Raw genomic sequence first — 18896 nt, 5'->3', positions numbered from 1 at the left:
ATGGATTTTATAGGCGCATACTCCATTCCTAATCTAATTTTTATTCTGAAAGGTTTTCTGATCACCTTAGAAGTAGCCTTTATTTCAATCCTACTAAGTTTCGTATTAGGGACCCTGTTAGGAACCTTAAGATATACTCGAATTCCGGTTGTAGCGCGCCTAACTGCCATTGGTGTAGATATCATACGCAATTTACCTCTATTACTCATTATTTTTTTCATGAAAATCGTGCTTCCTCAAATCGGTATCAGCATGTCCCCCTTCTGGTCAACCGTGGTGGGATTGACTCTGTTTGAAGGAGCCATGATCTCAGAGATTGTAAGAAGTGGTTTGAATTCCATTGATAAAGGACAGATTGAAGCTTCACGTTCGTCCGGACTTAGTTATATACAAACCTTCCGGCACATTATACTTCCTCAAGGACTACGTCGAATGTCTCCACCGATGGTTAGCCAATTTATTTCCTTACTCAAGGACACATCCCTTGCCATCATCATTTCGCTCCCTGAAATCATGCACAATGTTCAAATCCTTGGAGGACAAAGCTTCAATTATGTCATTCCAGCCCTTATACTCGCATCTGCCCTATATTTCATTGTGAATTACACCCTTTCCATTATCGCTCGACGTCTCGAGTCTAAGATCCATTGAAATTCTGTCCGTACGAGACACTTCCCCTCCTCCATCATGAAAGTAACACGGTAAGGAGAAGCTTTCTTCTACGGACTTTTCTTTTTGAAATAACATCAGATACGATCTATATGTTCTGTCATACACACCGAGGTTGATATTTCTCCTCCTACACGCTAACATGGGGTCATTATCCCAAGCGAAAGTCCAGGTGTGTATATGATGATCAAAAATGAAAAAATTAGAGCCTCCGAGGTTCAGTTGACTGGAATTCATGGGGAAGATCTAGGTGTAGTCTCGACTACTGAAGCTCTATCCATGGCCAAAAAACTTAAAGTTGATCTGATCTGTACCTCTCTCTTTAGCAGCCCTCCGCCTTGTAAATTAATGAAAGCCGGTGCAGCTAAGCAAGAAGTACAACAAGCCAGACCAAAGAGTGGCAAACAAGAACAGAATACTAAGGTAAAAGAAATACGGCTGACGCCTCAAATTGAAGAGCACGATTACGATACGAAGAAGAATCAGGCTTACAAGCTTTTGAAATCAGGCAAAGCTGTGTTGATCGTTGTTCGTATTCAAGGTAAAGAAGGCCCAAAAGCGAAGGAATTGTTAGAGCGATTACTAAAAGATGTTGTCGATGTCGGAGTTAAACAAACCGGAATACAACTCAGCGGGAAACAAGCTATGGTTCAAGTAAACCCTCTATAGGGCTATAATAACTGGCACACCTATGTGACCAGAACAATGTGAGGTTTAACAAATGTCCAAACGTATTTTATTTACAGGTGGTGGGTCTGCAGGTCATGTTACTGTGAATGTAGCTCTCATTCCAAGGTTTATCGCATTAGGATGGGATGTTTCATATATAGGCTCTATCAAAGGAATTGAGTCTGAGCTTATTTCCAACATTGATCATGTCGATTACCATGGAATTTCAACAGGTAAACTTAGACGATATATGAGTGTTGAGAATTTCAAAGATCCCTTCCGCATCGTCAAAGGCGTATTTGAGGCAACTAATTTAATACGAAAAATCAAGCCTGATGTAGTATTCTCCAAGGGTGGATTTGTATCTGTGCCTGTCGTGATCGGCGCTAAATTAAACAAAGTTCCGATTATCATCCATGAATCTGACCTTACTCCAGGACTGGCTAATCGAATCGCACTTCCTCTAGCTACGAAGGTATGCGTGACTTTTCCTGAAACGATAGATCATATCAAGAGTGACAAAGCCACTTATGTTGGTGCTATTATTCGGGATGAACTTCGGTCGGGAAATGCTACCCGTGGACTAAATCTACTTAAATTCTCTAACAATAAGCCCATCGTTCTCGTCATGGGAGGTAGCTTGGGTTCCAAAAAAATCAATGGGGCCATTCGTAACAATCTCCACACACTCTTGGAACAATACCAAGTGGTACATATCTGCGGGAAAGACCAAGTCGATCCATCCATCCAACTCGATGGGTATCAACAATTCGAATATATTCATGATGAATTGCCAGATGTCATAGCCGCCGCTGACGTTGTTGTGACAAGAGCAGGTTCCAATTCGATTTTTGAATTCCTTGCACTTCACAAACCAATGCTATTGATCCCTCTATCAAGAGCAGCAAGTCGGGGAGATCAAATATTAAATGCACAATCTTTTCAGAAAGCTGGATTTGCTGAGGTTCTATTAGAAGAAGAGTTAACCGATGAGTCTTTTATTACGTCTCTTGAACTCACCCTCTCTAAACGAGTTCAGATCGTAGACAATATGGCGAAACAAGATCAGACCAGTACTATAGATCAAGTTATTCAGCTTATTCAGAAGGCCTCTAAAAGGAAGTAGACTTGTTTAAACGGTCCACACATTGGGCAAAACCTTATCTATTACTAAATACACTTCGGTTCGATGAACCGAAGTGTATTTAATATGCAATTCTATCGAACATTCACTTATGTCACTATTTACAGTGGGAAACTATGGATTTTTATTTTATTATTTGATATATTACTTAAATATTTTGTCTTTTATTGTTGCTGATTTATTATGAAAGCCCTATCATTCGATCGAAGGAGAGACTAAACAAGATGGCTATTGAAACTACTGTGAAATGTGCTTTAATTACTGGCGCTAGTAGAGGAATCGGTAAGGCAGTCGCGTTGGAATTTGCTAAAGCAGGCATTAATGTAATGATTAACTATTTCGGTGACGATAAGGAAGCACTGGAGGTTAAACACCAAGCAGAGACTTACGGAGTTCGAGCTGAAATCTTTCATGCAGATGTCAGCGAACCCGTTCAAGTACAAGAATTATTCGAAGCGATCGACAATCTGTTCGGAAGAATAGATATCCTAGTCAATAATGCTGGGATTGCCCAAGCCGTATCTGTTACAGAAATGACAGATGAGCAATGGGACCGAATGATCAAAATACATATGTATGGCACCTTCTATACTTCTCGTGCAGCAGCGCGCCGAATGACGGAGCAGAAATCGGGGAGAATCATTAACGTTACATCCGACGTTGTAAGCCAAGGGGCTGCCGAATTTGCTCATTATGCAGCAGCTAAAGGCGGCATTACCGCATTTACTAAATCACTTGCAAGGGAACTAGCTCCATACGTTCTAGTCAATGCGGTGGCACCCGGTGGTACATTCACGGATATCCGTTCCTCCCTTGAGGAAACCCAAGATAAGAACGATGCTCGCTATTTATTAAATAGATTGGCATTCCCGCAAGAGATTGCTAGATCCGTTCTATTTCTAGCATCAGATGACGGTAGCATTTATACCGGACAAGTTCTCGGAGCCAATGGTGGCAGTGTTATGAACGGATAATCTATTCATCTGCTATTGTCGTAACAATAGCAAAATTACAAAAAAAACCGAAAGCAAGAATTTCAGCTCCCTGCTTTCGGCATTTTTCATTAGAATGATAGTTTATTAATTTCTATTATAATAATTTGGTGCGGTTCTTGTATCATAACTTGAAATATCCGCTTCAGGGTCTATAGACCTCACTAGAACTCTAAATCGTGCTTTTTCAGCGATATGAACCTTATATACTAACGGTTTGGCTACCTCTTTATTATTTCCAAGGTCAGAATTCATCTCAGCCTGTTCATGATTTGCATCTTCTACCTGTGTATCAGCCGATATATTCGTAAGACCAAGACTTAAGCCCAGAACCTGCTTAATCTCGTCATCTCTGATACTCTGAACATACATCGTCCTGTATAATGCGAATCCTCTAATGGTGACATGAATCATCTCGTAAGCTAGAAGATAGGCAATAACAGAATACATCGCTTGATCCCATCCGAATATAAAACCTGCCGACGTCAACACCATACAATTAATCAACATAATGATGTTATCCACAGGTAATCCATTTCTCCAATGAGAACGTTCAGCCAATTCCAATGTATCCAATGCTCCGCCATATCGTACGACTGTACCAAGTCCAAGTCCCAACGAGGCTCCACCGATCATTGCAGCAGATAATGGATGCTTAATCAATGCAGGGGTGTGATGAAGAAAGATGGCACTTAATGAGAATACGATCAATCCCAGTACCGTCAGGATGACAAACTCTCTTCGAATGTGTCTGTAGTTCATACCTATAAAAGGTACATTCAATAAAAGGAGAAATAATCCTAATCTCATCTCCGTAATATGAGCGAATAGAGCAGAAATTCCTGTCATCCCACCGACAATAATCTGATTTGGAATTAAGAACAACTCCAATCCTACTGAGGCCAACACACTTCCTATAACAACAAACAACATTCGAGTACACAAGCGTTTAAATTCTCTGCGCTCATAAGATTGCGTTGGTTCCAAAGAAGCTCTAAGTAGTTTCAGTGCAAATCCTCCTCTTCTGCAATAGAATTTACCTATAATGACAGACGGTTCTGGACAGCATTTCAGGTGTGGATTTCAAGACCGTTACGTTCCACTTTCCTCTGGCAGCTTAGGTTTTACCTTAGCCTGACCCTTATCTCTTCTCTTGGAATCTTTGAATTTGAATATGTTATCCATGAAGTTATAGATATGTTTAGACTCTTTAGATAATAAAGGTCCTAAGATCGCCATGATTAATACGTATAGCGCGGTAAAGGATTGAAGCACAGGCATAAGTCCCCCTGCTTTTCCTAAGTTGGCCATGATAATAGAAAATTCACCACGACCCATGATTGTGAATCCAATGTTAAATGATGATTTGGTGGATAATCCTGCATTTCTTCCTGCTATTAGCCCAGCAGCAAAGTTCCCAATTAGAGTCAAAAGAACTGCGGCAAGAGATAACCATACAGCACCAAACATTTCTAACGGATTAATGGATAGTCCAAAGCTAAAGAAGAAAATAGCTCCAAAAAAGTCCCTAAAGGGTAAAATAAGATGCTCAATTCGTTTCGCATGTTCCGTATCCGCGAGTACAAGTCCAAAGAGTAACGCTCCTATAGCTTCAGCTACATGGATCGTTTCTGCAAAGCCCGCTACTAGAAATAACGAACCAAACACAACAAGTACAAATAGTTCATTGGAACGGATATTGAGCAGCTTATTTAACAATGGGACAGCCTTTCGTCCAATAATAATCATCAATAACATGAACCCCATGGCTATGGATGCGGTCAGTAGTACACCCCACACACTCGAGGAGTCACTGAGGACAATTCCTGAGAGGATGGATAAATAAACGGCAAGAAATACATCTTCAAACATGGTTATTCCAAGAACCATTTCCGTCTCTGCATTAGCTGTACGCTTCAGATCCACAAGGACTTTGGCTACAATGGCACTCGATGAGATGGTGGTAATCCCTGCAATAACGAGAATCTCCGAAATCGGAAACCCCGCTATCCATCCCAGTATAAGGCCCAAAGTAAAGTTAATTCCGATATATATCGATCCGCCCGTCACAATCGACTTACCTGACTTGATCAACCGCCCTATCGAGAATTCAATACCCAAATAGAACAATAGGAACAGTACTCCGATGCGACCTAACAAGTCGATAAATGGGGCACTCTCTATGAATCGGAAATCAAAATGCCAAAAATTCATTGCGTGAGGCCCAACAGCCATACCAATCAATATATAAAAGGGAATTACTGAAAATCTAATCTTAGTTGCTATCAGTCCCACTGCAGCGATTAAAGCAATGGCCAACCCTACTTCAAAAACAATGTAATCCATCTATTCAACCACTTCCGTTCAGTAAAATTTGTTTGAATAACTTCTGTTGTTCACGCTCGCCTACAACAACCAGCGTAGATTCCTTCGTAATCACGAATTCTGGACCTGGATTCACGTGCTTCGAGTGATTTTTCTCAATAATGGCAATAATCATAGCTCCCGAATTCTGGCGCACATCAAGTTCACCAATCGATTTACCAATGGATTTATAGCTATTGTCAATTTTGTACCATTCAATAATTAGTTCATCAAATGCCATATCCACTTTTTCAAGTGCTTTAGGGACATATGTCATCCCACCTACAATCGCAGCAATCACACGAGCCTCATCGTCATCCATCGAAATCATAGAAACACTGTCATCCGGATCCTCATAGTCAAAATGATACATTTCTCGTCTTCCGTCATCATGGATAATGACAACTAACTTATCTCCACTACGAGTCACAATATGAAATTTCTTCCCAATACCTGGTAGATCTATTTCGCGTACGTTCATTATTATAATTCCTCCAATTATTCTGAATATTTAAATAGAACGATTACATTGTTCATTAAAAAAGAACAGTGTTCGTCTCTATTTTTCATGGATAAGTATAACATTAATAAAATTTATATTAGGAAATGGTAATCGTATAAAAGGGTAAATTAAATTAGAGCAAAGGTACATTAACTCTGCTCACGAAAGTGGAGGTGTATTTAATGGGGTCAAGAAATAAGCGGCGTAATAATAAAGGAATACAACGTTTAAAAGGATTCACAAATAAAGGTAATCGTAGGATTGTTAGAAGATAAACCATGAATAAAAGGGGTAACAATTGCGCAACCACAATAAGCCTTGAATAGATCGGTGCGGTTTGACGAAGAAGCGGCCTAACCATATGTACTTCCGTAGTAATAGAGCCCTGGGAGGTCTCAGTCGTACGCTCTTCATAAGAAGACACCGGAAAGGAGAAAGATAAGACCAAAGCCATGCCAATCATGATAAATAAGCGAAACAACTGATGTACTCTGGTCATATTACATTTCTCCTTTCGCATACTGTTACTAAAATGATAACACATTATAAAAACGATCTCAAATTGAGATGGATCAGCGGAAGCCATATTTGAAGTATAATAAATTTATATACCCTGTCGCACTTTCCGTATTATGTCCAATTATCTAACAGATTAGTCGATTTTTCTAACACACTAGAAACTCTCATTATTTTTTGTTATTTTTCGTTTTTTACGTTACACTAATTATTAATTTTTCAATAAAAGAAAAGAAGTGAACTAGGATATGTCTATGAACTGGAAAGCAAACAAATTAACCACTTTGATCAGTATTACACTACTATTGATAGCTAAATTATGCCTTCTTCGCTTTTTCTATTTCAAAGAAGTTACGGGCGTTGGACTATTAGCAGATACATTGTCCATTCTAGTATTCATGTGTTTACTTGATCTCGTCGTGCCCTTAAAAGCAAAACGCGCTGCATTTTGGAGTTTCAATCTCATTTTTTCGCTCATACTTTTTGCTGCAACTTTGTATCAGATTCATTTCGGTTCAGTGCCCACATATACGACACTCACAGAATTAGGACAAGTAGGTCAAGTGCGTGCCAGTATTACTCCCTTAATCAAACCGATCCATTTTCTCTTTTTTATTGATCTTGCTATCGGATTAACATGGGTTCTTGTTAGGGTTGTTATGCGTCGCAAACGCAAGCATGTGCATACTCTAGGCTATATCATGGGGTCTACGCGTAGTCGGGGCAGTACAATGAAGTGGAACATCATTGTAGCTCTAACCTTGGTACTAAGTCTTGGTAGTTCAATTCTTGTTATTAACCGCTCTCTGCACATCGATAATGAACTTGTCCAAGCCGAGAAGCTTGGATTTGTAAATTACCAAGTGGCCGCTATGCTCAAGAATAAGCAAGAGAACGCCATGATTGCCAATGGGAATCTTCAGGATACAAAATTAGAAGTGAAGGCACTACAGTCAACCTATCCTTATCGGGCCAATAACGCTGAACCACCTGCACATTTCGGTTCCGCTAAAGGCATGAACGTCATTATTGTACAGATGGAAGCCTTTCAGAACTTCCCGATTCATCTGAAGCTGGGACAGCAGGAAGTCACACCTGTACTGAACCAACTTGCGAAGGAAAGCTTTTACTTCCCATACTTTTATCAGCAGATTGGTCAAGGAAATACGTCGGATGCTGAATTCATTTCCAACACGTCTATTTATCCAACTGGAACTGAAGCGATGTCTGCCGGTTTTGGAAACAGAGAGTTGCCAAGCCTTTCAAGATTATTACATGAACAGCAATATAACTCGGCAACCTTTCATATCAATGATGTAACCTTTTGGAGTCGAAATCTGTTATACCCAGCGCTTGGATTCGATCACTATTACGATAAACCCTTCTATATCAATGATCTTTTCAATGATTTCGGTGCTTCGGATGAAGAAATGTACCGTGTCGGTATCGAGAAAATGAAGGAGATGTCCGCTGACAAGAAGCCTTTCTATGCACAGTTCGTTACGACATCTAGTCATGCTCCCTTTGTTATTCCCGAAGATCAACGAAGGCTTACGGTTCCTGCTGATATGGAAGGATCACAACTCGGTAACTATTTAACAGCTGTGAACTATACAGATTATGCGTTAGGTAAACTGATCGAACAGTTGAAAGCAAATGGCATGTGGGATAACACCGTGTTGGTCGCTTATGGTGATCATTTCGGTATTAATCCGAAAGAGACAGATGGGGCAGAGATAACGGAGAAATTGGGTATTCCTTACGATAATCAGATCAGTAGATTCAATATCCCGCTCCTTATTCATGTTCCTAAACAAATGGATGGCAAAGTTATTGAGCTCACTGGTGGACAACTTGATATTATGCCGACTGTAGCTAATCTTATGGGCGTTTCACTGGAGGATAAGAATTTCACTGCATTCGGACGTGACCTTCTAAATACGGACCGTAACGTTGTGGGAATGCGTTATTACTTACCTACAGGTTCCTTCTTTAATAATGATGTCATGTTCATTCCTGGTACTGGCTTTGAGGATGGAACAGCTATCTCTTTAAAGACGCTCCTACCTGTTCAAGATGTGAGCGCCTACGGCAAGGACTATGATTATATAATGTCACTGATGAAACTATCGGATAAATATGTGAAATTGTTACCTAAACGGTCTCCATGATAGTGTAAATCTACAATATGTAGATTTACACGCTCTCTGTAGGGATTCGAAGCGTTATCCCAATAGGTTCATTTACGAGAGACCGGCATTTAACGCTAAGTGCTTCCAACCACAGTTATGTACTTGAACGAAAATGATCTTGGGACGTTAGAGCATTACCCTCTAATGTCTCTTTTTCTTGTCTTATGATCTATCGTATCTAACACAGGAGCTGAATCCTCAATCGACGATATTTAGGAAGATCTTGTGAGTAAGGCTGGAAGCATGTCCAGAATGTGAATACTCGTCAGGGCGTCCCCATAATTCCACTCAGAATCCTCTACCCAGTAAGCATGGCCACTGCGGACAGCGGGTAGCCCTTTCCACATCTTACTTCCGGCTAATTCATAGGCCGCCTGCCGGGATGAAGCCTCCTTGGTCAGAACCATGAATATTCGATCTCCTGCGAAAAGGGGCAGATCATCAATGGAAATTTCCATGTAGCTCACCCCTCGGTCAAGTAGCTGCCCAATACTGGAAGGCGCCTGAAAACCCGACTTATGATATAACGTAGCCGGAAGTCCGATTGTTCCCATCACAAAAAAACGTCCACCACGATCAGTAATGAACACTGATGCGCTCTCACCAGGTTTTAGCTCCTCTCTCAACCGCACCCACATCTGCTCTGTGCGTTCCTTATAATTCTCCAGCCATTGTTCGGCAACCACACGAACGCCCAATAAATTTCCTAGCGTGTGCATCCGTTCTTCAAGGGGCGCAAATGAATCAAATGTTACCGTTGGAGCGATCCCCATCGCCTTGTTGTACTGTTCCTCATCGCTGCTCGCCAGAATAATTAAATCCGGTTCCAACTTTCCGAGCTTGGCAACATCGATTAAGAATCCGACGTCCTCCACATTACATATTTGCTCTCCAATCGTGATACGTTCTTCTAAGAATGCACTACCCCCTACTGCATCTACACCAAGTGCCACTAAATCGCCAAATGTCTCTCCGTGATATACGATTCGTCTCGGACTCTGCGGAATCTCGATGCTATTACCAAGCCAGTCGCGGACGTGGACAAGCCCCAGTGTTGACTTTGAATACTGTCTTGGCGCTTGACCCGTCATCTGTCGAAAGCGACGGTTGAAATAATATTCATCCCGAAATCCGACCAGATGAGCAATCTCCCGCAGCGGTGCATCTGAGTTTCGCAACCACTCTTTAGATCTCTCAATCCGCAACTCGTTCAGATAATCCAGTGGTTTCTTACCGGTCAGTTGTTGAAAAATCCGAGTATATTGTTGGTACATAACCCCCGCTAGTTCCGCAAGCTGCCGGACGGTTATACGTTCCATGTAGTGACTATGAATATAGGCAAGGGTATCCTCAACAAGCTTGGTTCCATTTACATTTGCGCTTTCAGGGTGAAGGTTGTGCTGAAGAAGAAGCACCATCAGCTCTTGAAAGAAAAGCTGTCGCTTGTAATCTCCCAGTTCGTCAGAGGAGGTCTCTGCTTCTTCCATCAGCTTCACAAGACGTAGGATACGAGTCAGTGGATGGGCAGTCAGCTCCCCTAATCTAGATGCTAGCTCGCCATTGTATAATTGAGGATGCATTCCTCTCATCTGTATAGCAGAAAAAGACAGCCGGTAATAATAAAGGGTACATTCCGTTTCATTCTGAAGCTGGTATCCACTTTGGGGACAAACTAAGAATGCCCTACCCGGAACCAATCGAAGCCGCCTATAATCGTCCGTCATGAGCCCCACTTGGCCCTGTGTTACAACAATCAATGTATGTAATGGACTTCGTTCCTTTGCCGTTTCCCCTCCAGGAGGCATCTGACAAAATCGGACTGCATCCAAATGAAAGAGTAGTGATTGGGTTGTTGATATAGAAATGGGATTCTTATTCATATTGAACGACTCCTTTAAATGAGAATAGTTCTCATTGTATAGAAAAAGGGTAAGCTTTTCAACCGTAAGATTGAAAAGCTTACCTAAGAGTGATCGCTATCTTTATCTATTTATCTCAGGCCTTGTTCTCTTAGTTACCCAGTAATTTCGGTAGCTCATTCAGCATATATTCACGGGTAAAGGCGTCCGAACTAGCTTTATTAATATCCAATCGGTAAACATGTCCGTTCTTCACAGCAGGAAGACCCTTCCAAATCGGACTTGCCAGCAGTTCTTCCGTTGATTTCTCCGCTTCACTGTCTATAGGATTAAGAATAAAAATATAGTCTCCTGCAAATTTACCAAGCTCTTCCGCTGAGATTTGTCTAAATCCTTCCCCTGCATCTAGAACCTCTTGAATCGGATCCGTTGGTTTCATACCACCCTTGCCATACAATAACTGCGGAAAGCCAGCTTGAGCCATAATGAACAGCCGATCCCCAGGATAATACGTAAATACAGATGCCGTCTCTCCTGGCTTAAGCACCTTTTCGTAAAGTTGCTTCCATATTTCCTCCGCCTTTGCATTGTAGATATTAAGCCAGTCCGTTGCCTCCTGCTGTTTACCAAAGATGTCACCCAACTCGATCATTCGTTCATCAAGCGATGCAAATGTATCAAACATAATCGTTGGTGCGATTTTTGTAAGACTTTCATAGCCTTTCTCGTCGGTGTCTGCAATCAGAATCAGATCGGGATTTAGGGAAATGACCTTCTCTAGATTAATGGGAAAACCCACATCCTCCACTTGGGTTAGCTCATTCTCATATAATGCATCTTTAATGGAGACTCCGAGCACGCCAATCGGCTGAATGCCTATCTCCAGTAGATCACCAGTCGTTTCACCCGCAAATATGACACGCTGAGGTGCGGTAGGGATATCCACCACATGCCCCTTATAGTCAGTGTACGAACGAGATACTTCATTATCTGAAACATCTGAACTTCCCTTCGCTGCATCCGTTTTGCTGTCCGCACTATTTCCATTCATAGATTCACTGGCTATATTTTCATCTTTACTACCACCAGTGCAGCCAATTAACATAACCCCCATTAGGGAAATCAGTGCTATTAATACAACCATATATCTTGCTTTCTTCATAATCTCTCTACCCCACTATTCTATTCGCTTTATATTTATAGATAATGATAATCATTCTCTATTAGTAGCGTACGGATATCGACATACTAAATCAATGGACAAATTCAAATCTGTCCCATTTATTTTTTACAAACATACTATCATAGCGGGTATATCACTCAAATTCTCTCAACATATGCTTTCACTGCTACCATCTTGAACTTTTCGTATATTTTTGATATACGTGTCCTTTTTTCTCATGGAATATCCCCTCCAAAATCACTCATCACTTCATGAAAACATGAGTTTTTTAATGAGTGCCTCTTAAAGGGGGTCACATTAGATCTCGTTTATGGCGTTATTATTTAATGCTGAGCTGTATTCATGTTTCCCCAGTTCCTTAGCGAGTCCTTTAACATCAAGACCATCTATCGCAAAGGCCCTTCGAGTCAATTCAGGCGGGATGAATTCATCGTACTTGCCTAAATACGGAGCTTCATCCGGTGATAAAAGGGTTATCGGGTCCTCGCAGTTGGATGATTCAGCTATGATATGCTCAAGAAGAGTCTCCGTGTTGGTCTTACCCGATACGACCATATAATAAGGCTCCATCGGGACAACAGACCGTAGTCCCAACTTATCCTTCAGGTTATTCTTAATTAGCCGTTCCAAGGTTCGGAACTGCTTGCTTCCAACCCATGGCATGATGAAGAAGGAATCGCCCCCTGCAGGCATGACAGAACTACGCAACATCCCACTTTCTCGTACAAGACGGCGGGCACGTTCGATACGGTTCACGGCATTAGGTGCTAAATAGGAGTATATACAATCGTCCGCTAATATCTCACGCATCTTCTGTACGACACGGGTATGTACGTCCCCTCCAGCTCCCAACCAGAGCGTGTCCACTTTTCCACGTGAAGACTTCACATAAACAGCTTGGTGCTTCGTATCTACCTCTTCTACCTTCCACAACTTACCTGCCAGTGTGAAACAATATCCGGGAGGTGGAACTGTCGTAATCGAACCAATCTCCTCCGTGCCGTTATATACGACATGTTCCTCATCGTCTTTAAATACCGCATAGAACCGGAAGTTATTCACGATGCGTTCACCCATCAGCCCGATAATTAGGGTACCCTCTTCTGTGCGCTGAATGTGGTCCGTTTGCAGCAAATAATTCAGGAATATCTTGTAGTCTTCTGGCTGAATCTTGTTAAAAGAAGGTAAAGTAAGAACCGCTCTAGCCAGTTCCGCAGGTTCCGCTTCCCCCAAACTCTTCAATGCGCTCATCGTCTGATGATACAACAGACCCATTGGCATTTGACGAACATGTAATGGTTCAACCCATTTCTCTCGAACATATAACTCGATGACGGCAATCGCACGTAACAACATCCAAGGCATCCGTGCTGGTAGCTCTGCCTCTTCATCTTCCTCTTCTGGGCATACAAATAACATTTCGGATGCCGCATTTCCCCTGCGTCCTGACCGTCCCAATCTTTGGACGAAGCTAGAGCTGCTGTAAGGTGCTCCAAGTTGAACCACTCGCTCTAATTCTCCAAGATCGATCCCTAACTCGAGTGTCAAGGTTGCTGCTGCAACGGCTGGTCCGTATCCTGTGCGGAGTGCCGCTTCTGCCTCCTCACGCAACATCGCAGATATACTGCCATGATGGACGTAGAATACATCTGCTTCATGCCGCTTCGCTGCGATACGCCGAAGCTCTAGCGTCATTAGTTCCGCATCGGAACGACTATTCGTGAAGACCAGAGCTTTCTTATGATGTGTATGATCATATATGTAGTCGTGATACGCTTGCTTGGCATATTCCAACATCCTAGCCTCTTCTTCATTCCGTGCATCAGGGAACGAAAAGTGTTCTACACTTAACTTCAGTTTCCGTCCACCCTCTGGAGATACGATTTCCGTCTGCTTGTCTGTACCTGCGCTGATCCAATCGGTTGCAGAATCATAGTCACTAAGCGTTGCTGACAAACCAATTCTACGCGGCTTACAGTAGGCCATTCGCTCAATTCTAGCAAGCTGACACAATACTTGAATGCCACGATCCGATCCCATGAAAGCATGCACTTCATCAATGATGATGTACCTCAGATCATGAAATAATGCTGGTATTGCATTCGGTCGATTCATAAGTAGCCCTTCAAGAGATTCAGGTGTAATTTGTAGCACACCAGAAGGTTTCTTCATCAGCTTCGTTTTCTCCGCCTGTGGGACATCCCCATGCCAATGCCATACCGGTATTCCACCTTCTTGAAGCAGCTCATTTAATCGTTCGAACTGATCATTGATCAACGCCTTCAACGGACTAATATATAAGATGCCAACCGATTTAGACGGCCTAACATGTAACTCCGTCAATGCTGGAAAGAAGACAGCTTCTGTCTTCCCAGAAGCTGTCCCAGAAGCAATCAGTAAGTGATTCTGCGTATCAAATAGCACACGACAGGCTTCCACTTGCGCTTCACGTAATTCATCCCATCTTTTGCGATATATAAATTCCTGAATGAACGGAGCTAATCTATAGAAAGGGTTGTTGCTCATAGTTCGAACTCCGCAAGGAAGTCATTCACTTCATCCGGATCAGCCGCTGCAGGTGCTATATGTCGCTCACCAAGAAGGTCTCCGAACGTCTTCTCTGGATTCTGATGAAGCGTATTGAGTAAATCCATGAAATCTCTCACTATTTCACGTGTTGTGAGCAGTTCATCTGCACCCAATCGCCCCACTGCAAGCTCCATAAACTGTACCAATTGAGGGTCGCTTAAGGATGACTCATAACTATAGTGCATCGCATGAATTTGACTAAGCTTCTGCAATAGAATCAAGATTTCTTCATGTGATAACATGTTCAATCGAAGCATCGGTCCTGTATAATTCTTCAAGCCTTCAGCGCCATAACGTCCCTCAGCCAATCGCGATCTAAGCGCTTCGTAGCTGAACAAGCCTCGACGTGGATCTTCCACGAATTGAGGCGTACCACCCAAGAATATACCTAAGTGCTCTGCTTTACCTTGCATCGTGTCATTGAACATCATGAGTAACTTCTCATAGTTGCTCTGACGAGAGATGCTGTTGGTTATTTTGTACAAGTTAACCCCTTCATCAATGAAGAGTAGCAATCCTTTGTGTCCGATCCGAGCCACGAACTCCGACCACAACTTCATATAGTCATACCAGTTGCTATCGTCGATAATCACTCCGACATCTATCGATCTTCTCGCCTCTGTCTTCGTGGCATATTCTCCACGCAACCAACGAAGCGCAGCCTGTTTACCTTCATCATCTGCTAACTTATAACTGTTCCAATACGCGGCTAATACCTTGGCGAAATCGAACCCATGTACCATGTTCTGCATCTCTGATGTAATGGCAAATATCCGAAGCTCCACTTCCTGATTCAAAGCAAGATCATTCGGTCGAAGACCCATCTCCTTCATGGCAGCTTGCTGTATGGAAGCAATCCATTTCTGCAAAATGACTTCAAGCGCTCCTCCATCTGGACGCGTGCGTGTGGAGAGATGAGTCATCAGCTCACGATACGTCGCTAGCCCCTGCCCCTTGGTTCCAACTAATCGGCGTTCAGGCGACAGATCGGCATCTGCCACAACAAAATCTCGATCCATTGCGTAATTACGTATCATTTGTAACAGAAAGCTTTTTCCGCTCCCATATCGTCCTGTAATCAGCTTGAATGTTGCTCCACCCTCCGAGACATTATCCATATCCCGCAAAATCGCTTCAATTTCATATTTACGCCCTACCGCGATATGCTCCAGCCCAATTCTTGGCACCACGCCTGCGGTTAATGAATTAACAAGCGCTGTCGTCATTCTTTTGGGAATTTTCAATTCACTCATGGTTATCACCTCTTTACTCTATTCATTAAATTGTCTTATTTAATTGCGCCAACATAGGCAAATATTCTTCAGTCAATTCAGCACCATCTATGATTAAATCACCAAGCGTATCCATAGCGATCATGTTAATATCATCCAGTAGCAATTCTGGCATCGTTCCCGCCTCGTTCGCAATGTCCTGTAGCCCTGACAGATCCTGTCCCTCTTTCAATATATATATTGATTCGAGTTGGATTGCACTGAGTGCGTTCACGAATTCCTTCCACTCTTCTGGTAATCCAGTGACATCCCATGTAATCAGAGATTTAGAAGGCTTACCGTCAGATTCCTTAAGGATATTTATATCATGATGCAATAAGGAAACTTGTTGTTCTGCAAAAGCGGTTCTCGCTTCAACATCAACTTCACCTTGGACTTGAACTTCAATTTCAACTTTAAGTTCAAGTTCATCTTCCATTTCCACTTTATCCTTAACATCATCTGCACTTGCATCCCCATAGCCAGTCCATTCCGATCCTTTGTGATTGGAATGGATGACAAGATCCGTCTCTTCTTCTATATTCACTGTAAGAATATCTCGCACGAACTCCGAATCTTGTTGGAGCTGCGCAAGTTTCTCTTCATCGATGACGACAGCCGGACCCCTCCGTTCTTGTACAGACGTGCTCGTGAACATCCGATCAATATAGCGAGACACGAGTGTCTCAATCTCAGGTTCTAGTTCAATGCCACGGAGCCTTCCCTTGAAATTCAGATTTTCACGAAGTTTATTCTCCGTCAGACGAATCAACTGTGTCGCAAATTCCCTCAGAGGTGGATGTGCACTGATCTTAGATATACTAATAATAATGGATCTACCATATTGGGACTCATCATACATCGCACCTTGGAAGAGAGGTCTCTCCTTCTGAAGAATGGGTCCCGGATAGAACATCTCGATTAAGCGTAACCCTTGTTGTTTCGCCAAATAGGCATCCACAAGTGCAAATACCTTAGGAACATACTCCTTCATGGATAGTTCCCCTCCCTCGGTGTAGAACTTGCTCTTGGACACATCCACATCCGACAATCGCATCAACAGGGACAATGGCATATCTAGCGGTTCAGTACGGAACCTGTGCATCAATTCCATCTCTAATAAATCACCGGTCAGTTCATTCGGAGCATATCTGAATACATCATGAAGAGAAATAGGTAGCTGATGTACCAAGGCAAAGTCGGTCATCCATTCTAATATGTAGGAGGTTAGCTTCGAATATTGCTCTCGATAAGCCATCCATACATCTACCATCATTTGATAGCCCTCGATCGGTTCCCTCCAACCTATCCCATTGATCAATTCGTACACATATAGAAAGATATAAGAAAGGTCTGTACCTTGATAACGCTGACTTCTTACTTCACCTCTCCAATAGAAGTACCACATGGATTGCGAATTTGTCATGCTGTCATAGGTCGGCCAGTAATTCATAAAAGGCACAAACACAGCGGATGACTCGATTCTTTCCTCATACAATCTAGCTCTCTTGGTGAACCGATGTTCACTCAATTCATATATCGACCCCGCAGGAACTGAAGTAATAGATGAATCATGACCTCTAGCTGATCTCGGCTGTAGTGGAAATAAAGACTCGATTTCAGCATGAAGTTTAAGATCGAACGGAGATCTCAACTCGCCCCCAGATGCTGATGCCGGAATGCCTTCTCCTTCTGAGGAGAAAGATGTTCCTTCCGCTTGTTTCGCATGCCGTTCTGGTAAAAAACTTGCCGTTAAGGACGATGGAATAAATTGTCCACCCTCTTCCCTACGAGGAATCGGTGTTCCTTTCTCTCCACGTTCTCCCTCTAGTTCCATCTCTGTCATATGAAGAGAGGGTGATTCCGCAAGAATTGAAGGTCGTACCAATCTCCGATAGGGTCGCGGCAATTCTTTTCGCGGATTCTTAGGATTATAGATTACATATTGAGATACGCTATAATCATTAATCTTCAGCAGATTCATATGCGTAGTAGACACATAGGATTGTGCTATATAATCTTCTTTCGCATATACCGCGAGCTTAAGCCGCGACTTCATCTTCTTCAATTGCTTATATATTTGAGTCGTGCTACTCTTCGTTAGATCATCGGGTTCAAGCATCAGTATGATATCAAAAGACATCGTCTGCACCTGGTGCTGCTTAGCTACATTAGGCGTTGCGATGATGATTCCACTGGGAAGAATCTCTTGGAACATCTGTTGCTTCCCACCTGCGGTAAGCCACATCGCATCCAGCTCCACCCAACTCTCTCTCAGCTTGTCCAATAACACCTTCTTACCTACCACAAGAATCTTCGTTTCTGGATAACGCTGTAAAGTATCATTCATGAATAACCGTATTTCCTCAGCATGGTTGAAAGCTCCACCCCGAGCTCCCCCATTCAAGCCCCACTTCGCTAGAAATTGCAAATGTTCGTAGACCGGGTATTCTCCAGCATAGGGCCAATCCAGCTCAGGAAATATGACCCGATTCCATGCACCTTGCATCCGCTCACTTCCACGAGCGATGATCTCCAAGGCAATAAGTTGATAGGGTCTATCCATAACTGCCCCATGAATCGTTCTACCCATCGGGCCAACCCCAGCTTGTCTAAGTGTATCCACCGATATATAACCATCAAGAACAGGTACAAGGGAACCATCTGGCTTGATACTTCGTGAGACTTCAGCAGCCTTAAGTCGCTGAGAATCTACCATCAATACTGGAATCGCATAGGCTTGACCTACACCGTTATTCACCTCTGTATATCCTTCGAGTACAAGCTCAGCCTCTTGATACGTTTCACTAATACGAATGTCAGTTAGGTTTCCATTTTCCCTCTCGCCTGTCATACACAAGCCCCTCCTTTCCCTAGTCCTTTTTATTCATCTACAATTGTCTTCACATGCTATATACACAACCTTCGACGATCATCGAGGTTGAT

14 protein-coding genes are annotated in these 18896 nt (G+C 42.6%); 5 read left to right on the top strand and 9 right to left on the bottom strand.

Translation table 11 applies throughout. The features are described from left to right. The 4 genes from PGLA_RS03560 (at window position 1) to PGLA_RS03545 (ending at window position 3456) form a co-directional block, all read left to right on the top strand. Window positions 1-651, top strand: a complete 651-nt coding sequence (locus PGLA_RS03560; protein WP_068528785.1) for an amino acid ABC transporter permease — start codon at window positions 1-3, stop codon at window positions 649-651. 201 nt (window positions 652-852) lie between these two features. Further along, window positions 853-1338, top strand: a complete 486-nt coding sequence (infC, locus tag PGLA_RS03555) for a translation initiation factor IF-3 (protein ID WP_068528782.1) — start codon at window positions 853-855, stop codon at window positions 1336-1338. 52 nt (window positions 1339-1390) lie between these two features. Next, window positions 1391-2464, top strand: coding sequence for an undecaprenyldiphospho-muramoylpentapeptide beta-N-acetylglucosaminyltransferase (locus PGLA_RS03550; protein WP_068528779.1), 1074 nt, complete (start codon window positions 1391-1393; stop codon window positions 2462-2464). 242 nt (window positions 2465-2706) lie between these two features. Then, window positions 2707-3456, top strand: a complete 750-nt coding sequence (locus PGLA_RS03545; RefSeq protein ID WP_068528776.1) for an SDR family NAD(P)-dependent oxidoreductase — start codon at window positions 2707-2709, stop codon at window positions 3454-3456. A 105-nt stretch (window positions 3457-3561) separates the two neighbouring features. Here PGLA_RS03545 and PGLA_RS03540 read toward each other — a convergent pair whose 3' ends face one another. The 4 genes from PGLA_RS03540 to PGLA_RS03525 all read right to left on the bottom strand — a co-directional run bounded on the left by PGLA_RS03540 (window position 3562) and on the right by PGLA_RS03525 (window position 6839). After that, on the bottom strand, window positions 3562-4461 hold the full coding sequence (locus PGLA_RS03540) for a YitT family protein (RefSeq protein WP_068528773.1): 900 nt from the start codon (window positions 4459-4461) through the stop codon (window positions 3562-3564). 105 nt (window positions 4462-4566) lie between these two features. Beyond that, window positions 4567-5820 carry a cation:proton antiporter gene (locus tag PGLA_RS03535; protein WP_068528770.1) on the bottom strand — a complete coding sequence of 418 codons (1254 nt, stop codon included), beginning with the start codon at window positions 5818-5820 and terminating at the stop codon, window positions 4567-4569. A 4-nt stretch (window positions 5821-5824) separates the two neighbouring features. Next, window positions 5825-6319 (bottom strand): cation:proton antiporter regulatory subunit, encoded by a 495-nt coding sequence (locus PGLA_RS03530; protein WP_068528767.1) that lies wholly within the window; start codon window positions 6317-6319, stop codon window positions 5825-5827. Window positions 6320-6473: 154 nt separating this feature from the next. Continuing rightward, window positions 6474-6839 (bottom strand): hypothetical protein, encoded by a 366-nt coding sequence (locus PGLA_RS03525; protein ID WP_068528763.1) that lies wholly within the window; start codon window positions 6837-6839, stop codon window positions 6474-6476. 271 nt (window positions 6840-7110) lie between these two features. Here PGLA_RS03525 and PGLA_RS03520 point away from each other — a divergent pair, with 271 nt between their 5' ends. After that, window positions 7111-9027: an LTA synthase family protein gene (locus PGLA_RS03520; protein ID WP_068529366.1), complete on the top strand. Its 1917-nt coding sequence runs from the start codon at window positions 7111-7113 to the stop codon at window positions 9025-9027. Window positions 9028-9260: 233 nt separating this feature from the next. Here the strand turns inward: PGLA_RS03520 and PGLA_RS03515 are convergent, their stop codons facing one another. The 5 genes from PGLA_RS03515 to PGLA_RS03495 all read right to left on the bottom strand — a co-directional run bounded on the left by PGLA_RS03515 (window position 9261) and on the right by PGLA_RS03495 (window position 18804). Next, window positions 9261-10928: an AraC family transcriptional regulator gene (locus tag PGLA_RS03515; protein ID WP_068528759.1), complete on the bottom strand. Its 1668-nt coding sequence runs from the start codon at window positions 10926-10928 to the stop codon at window positions 9261-9263. A 130-nt stretch (window positions 10929-11058) separates the two neighbouring features. Beyond that, entirely contained in the window at window positions 11059-12069 is a 1011-nt protein-coding gene (locus PGLA_RS03510; protein WP_068528757.1) for an ABC transporter substrate-binding protein, read from the bottom strand. 318 nt (window positions 12070-12387) lie between these two features. After that, window positions 12388-14616: a DEAD/DEAH box helicase gene (locus tag PGLA_RS03505; RefSeq protein ID WP_068528754.1), complete on the bottom strand. Its 2229-nt coding sequence runs from the start codon at window positions 14614-14616 to the stop codon at window positions 12388-12390. Beyond that, a complete protein-coding gene (locus PGLA_RS03500) occupies window positions 14613-15932 on the bottom strand; it encodes an ATP-binding protein (RefSeq protein WP_068528751.1) in 1320 nt (439 codons plus the stop codon). Before PGLA_RS03500 ends, PGLA_RS03505 begins: the two co-directional genes overlap by 4 nt. A 25-nt stretch (window positions 15933-15957) precedes the next feature. Next, window positions 15958-18804 carry a TerB N-terminal domain-containing protein gene (locus PGLA_RS03495; RefSeq protein ID WP_068528748.1) on the bottom strand — a complete coding sequence of 949 codons (2847 nt, stop codon included), beginning with the start codon at window positions 18802-18804 and terminating at the stop codon, window positions 15958-15960. Window positions 18805-18896 lie beyond the last annotated feature (92 nt).

Origin of the sequence: Paenibacillus glacialis (genome assembly GCF_001637205.1) — a bacterium.
Lineage (GTDB): Bacteria > Bacillota > Bacilli > Paenibacillales > Paenibacillaceae > Paenibacillus_AQ > Paenibacillus_AQ glacialis.
Note: the sequence above shows the minus strand (reverse complement) of the source record. Positions and strands in the feature narration are given on the sequence as shown.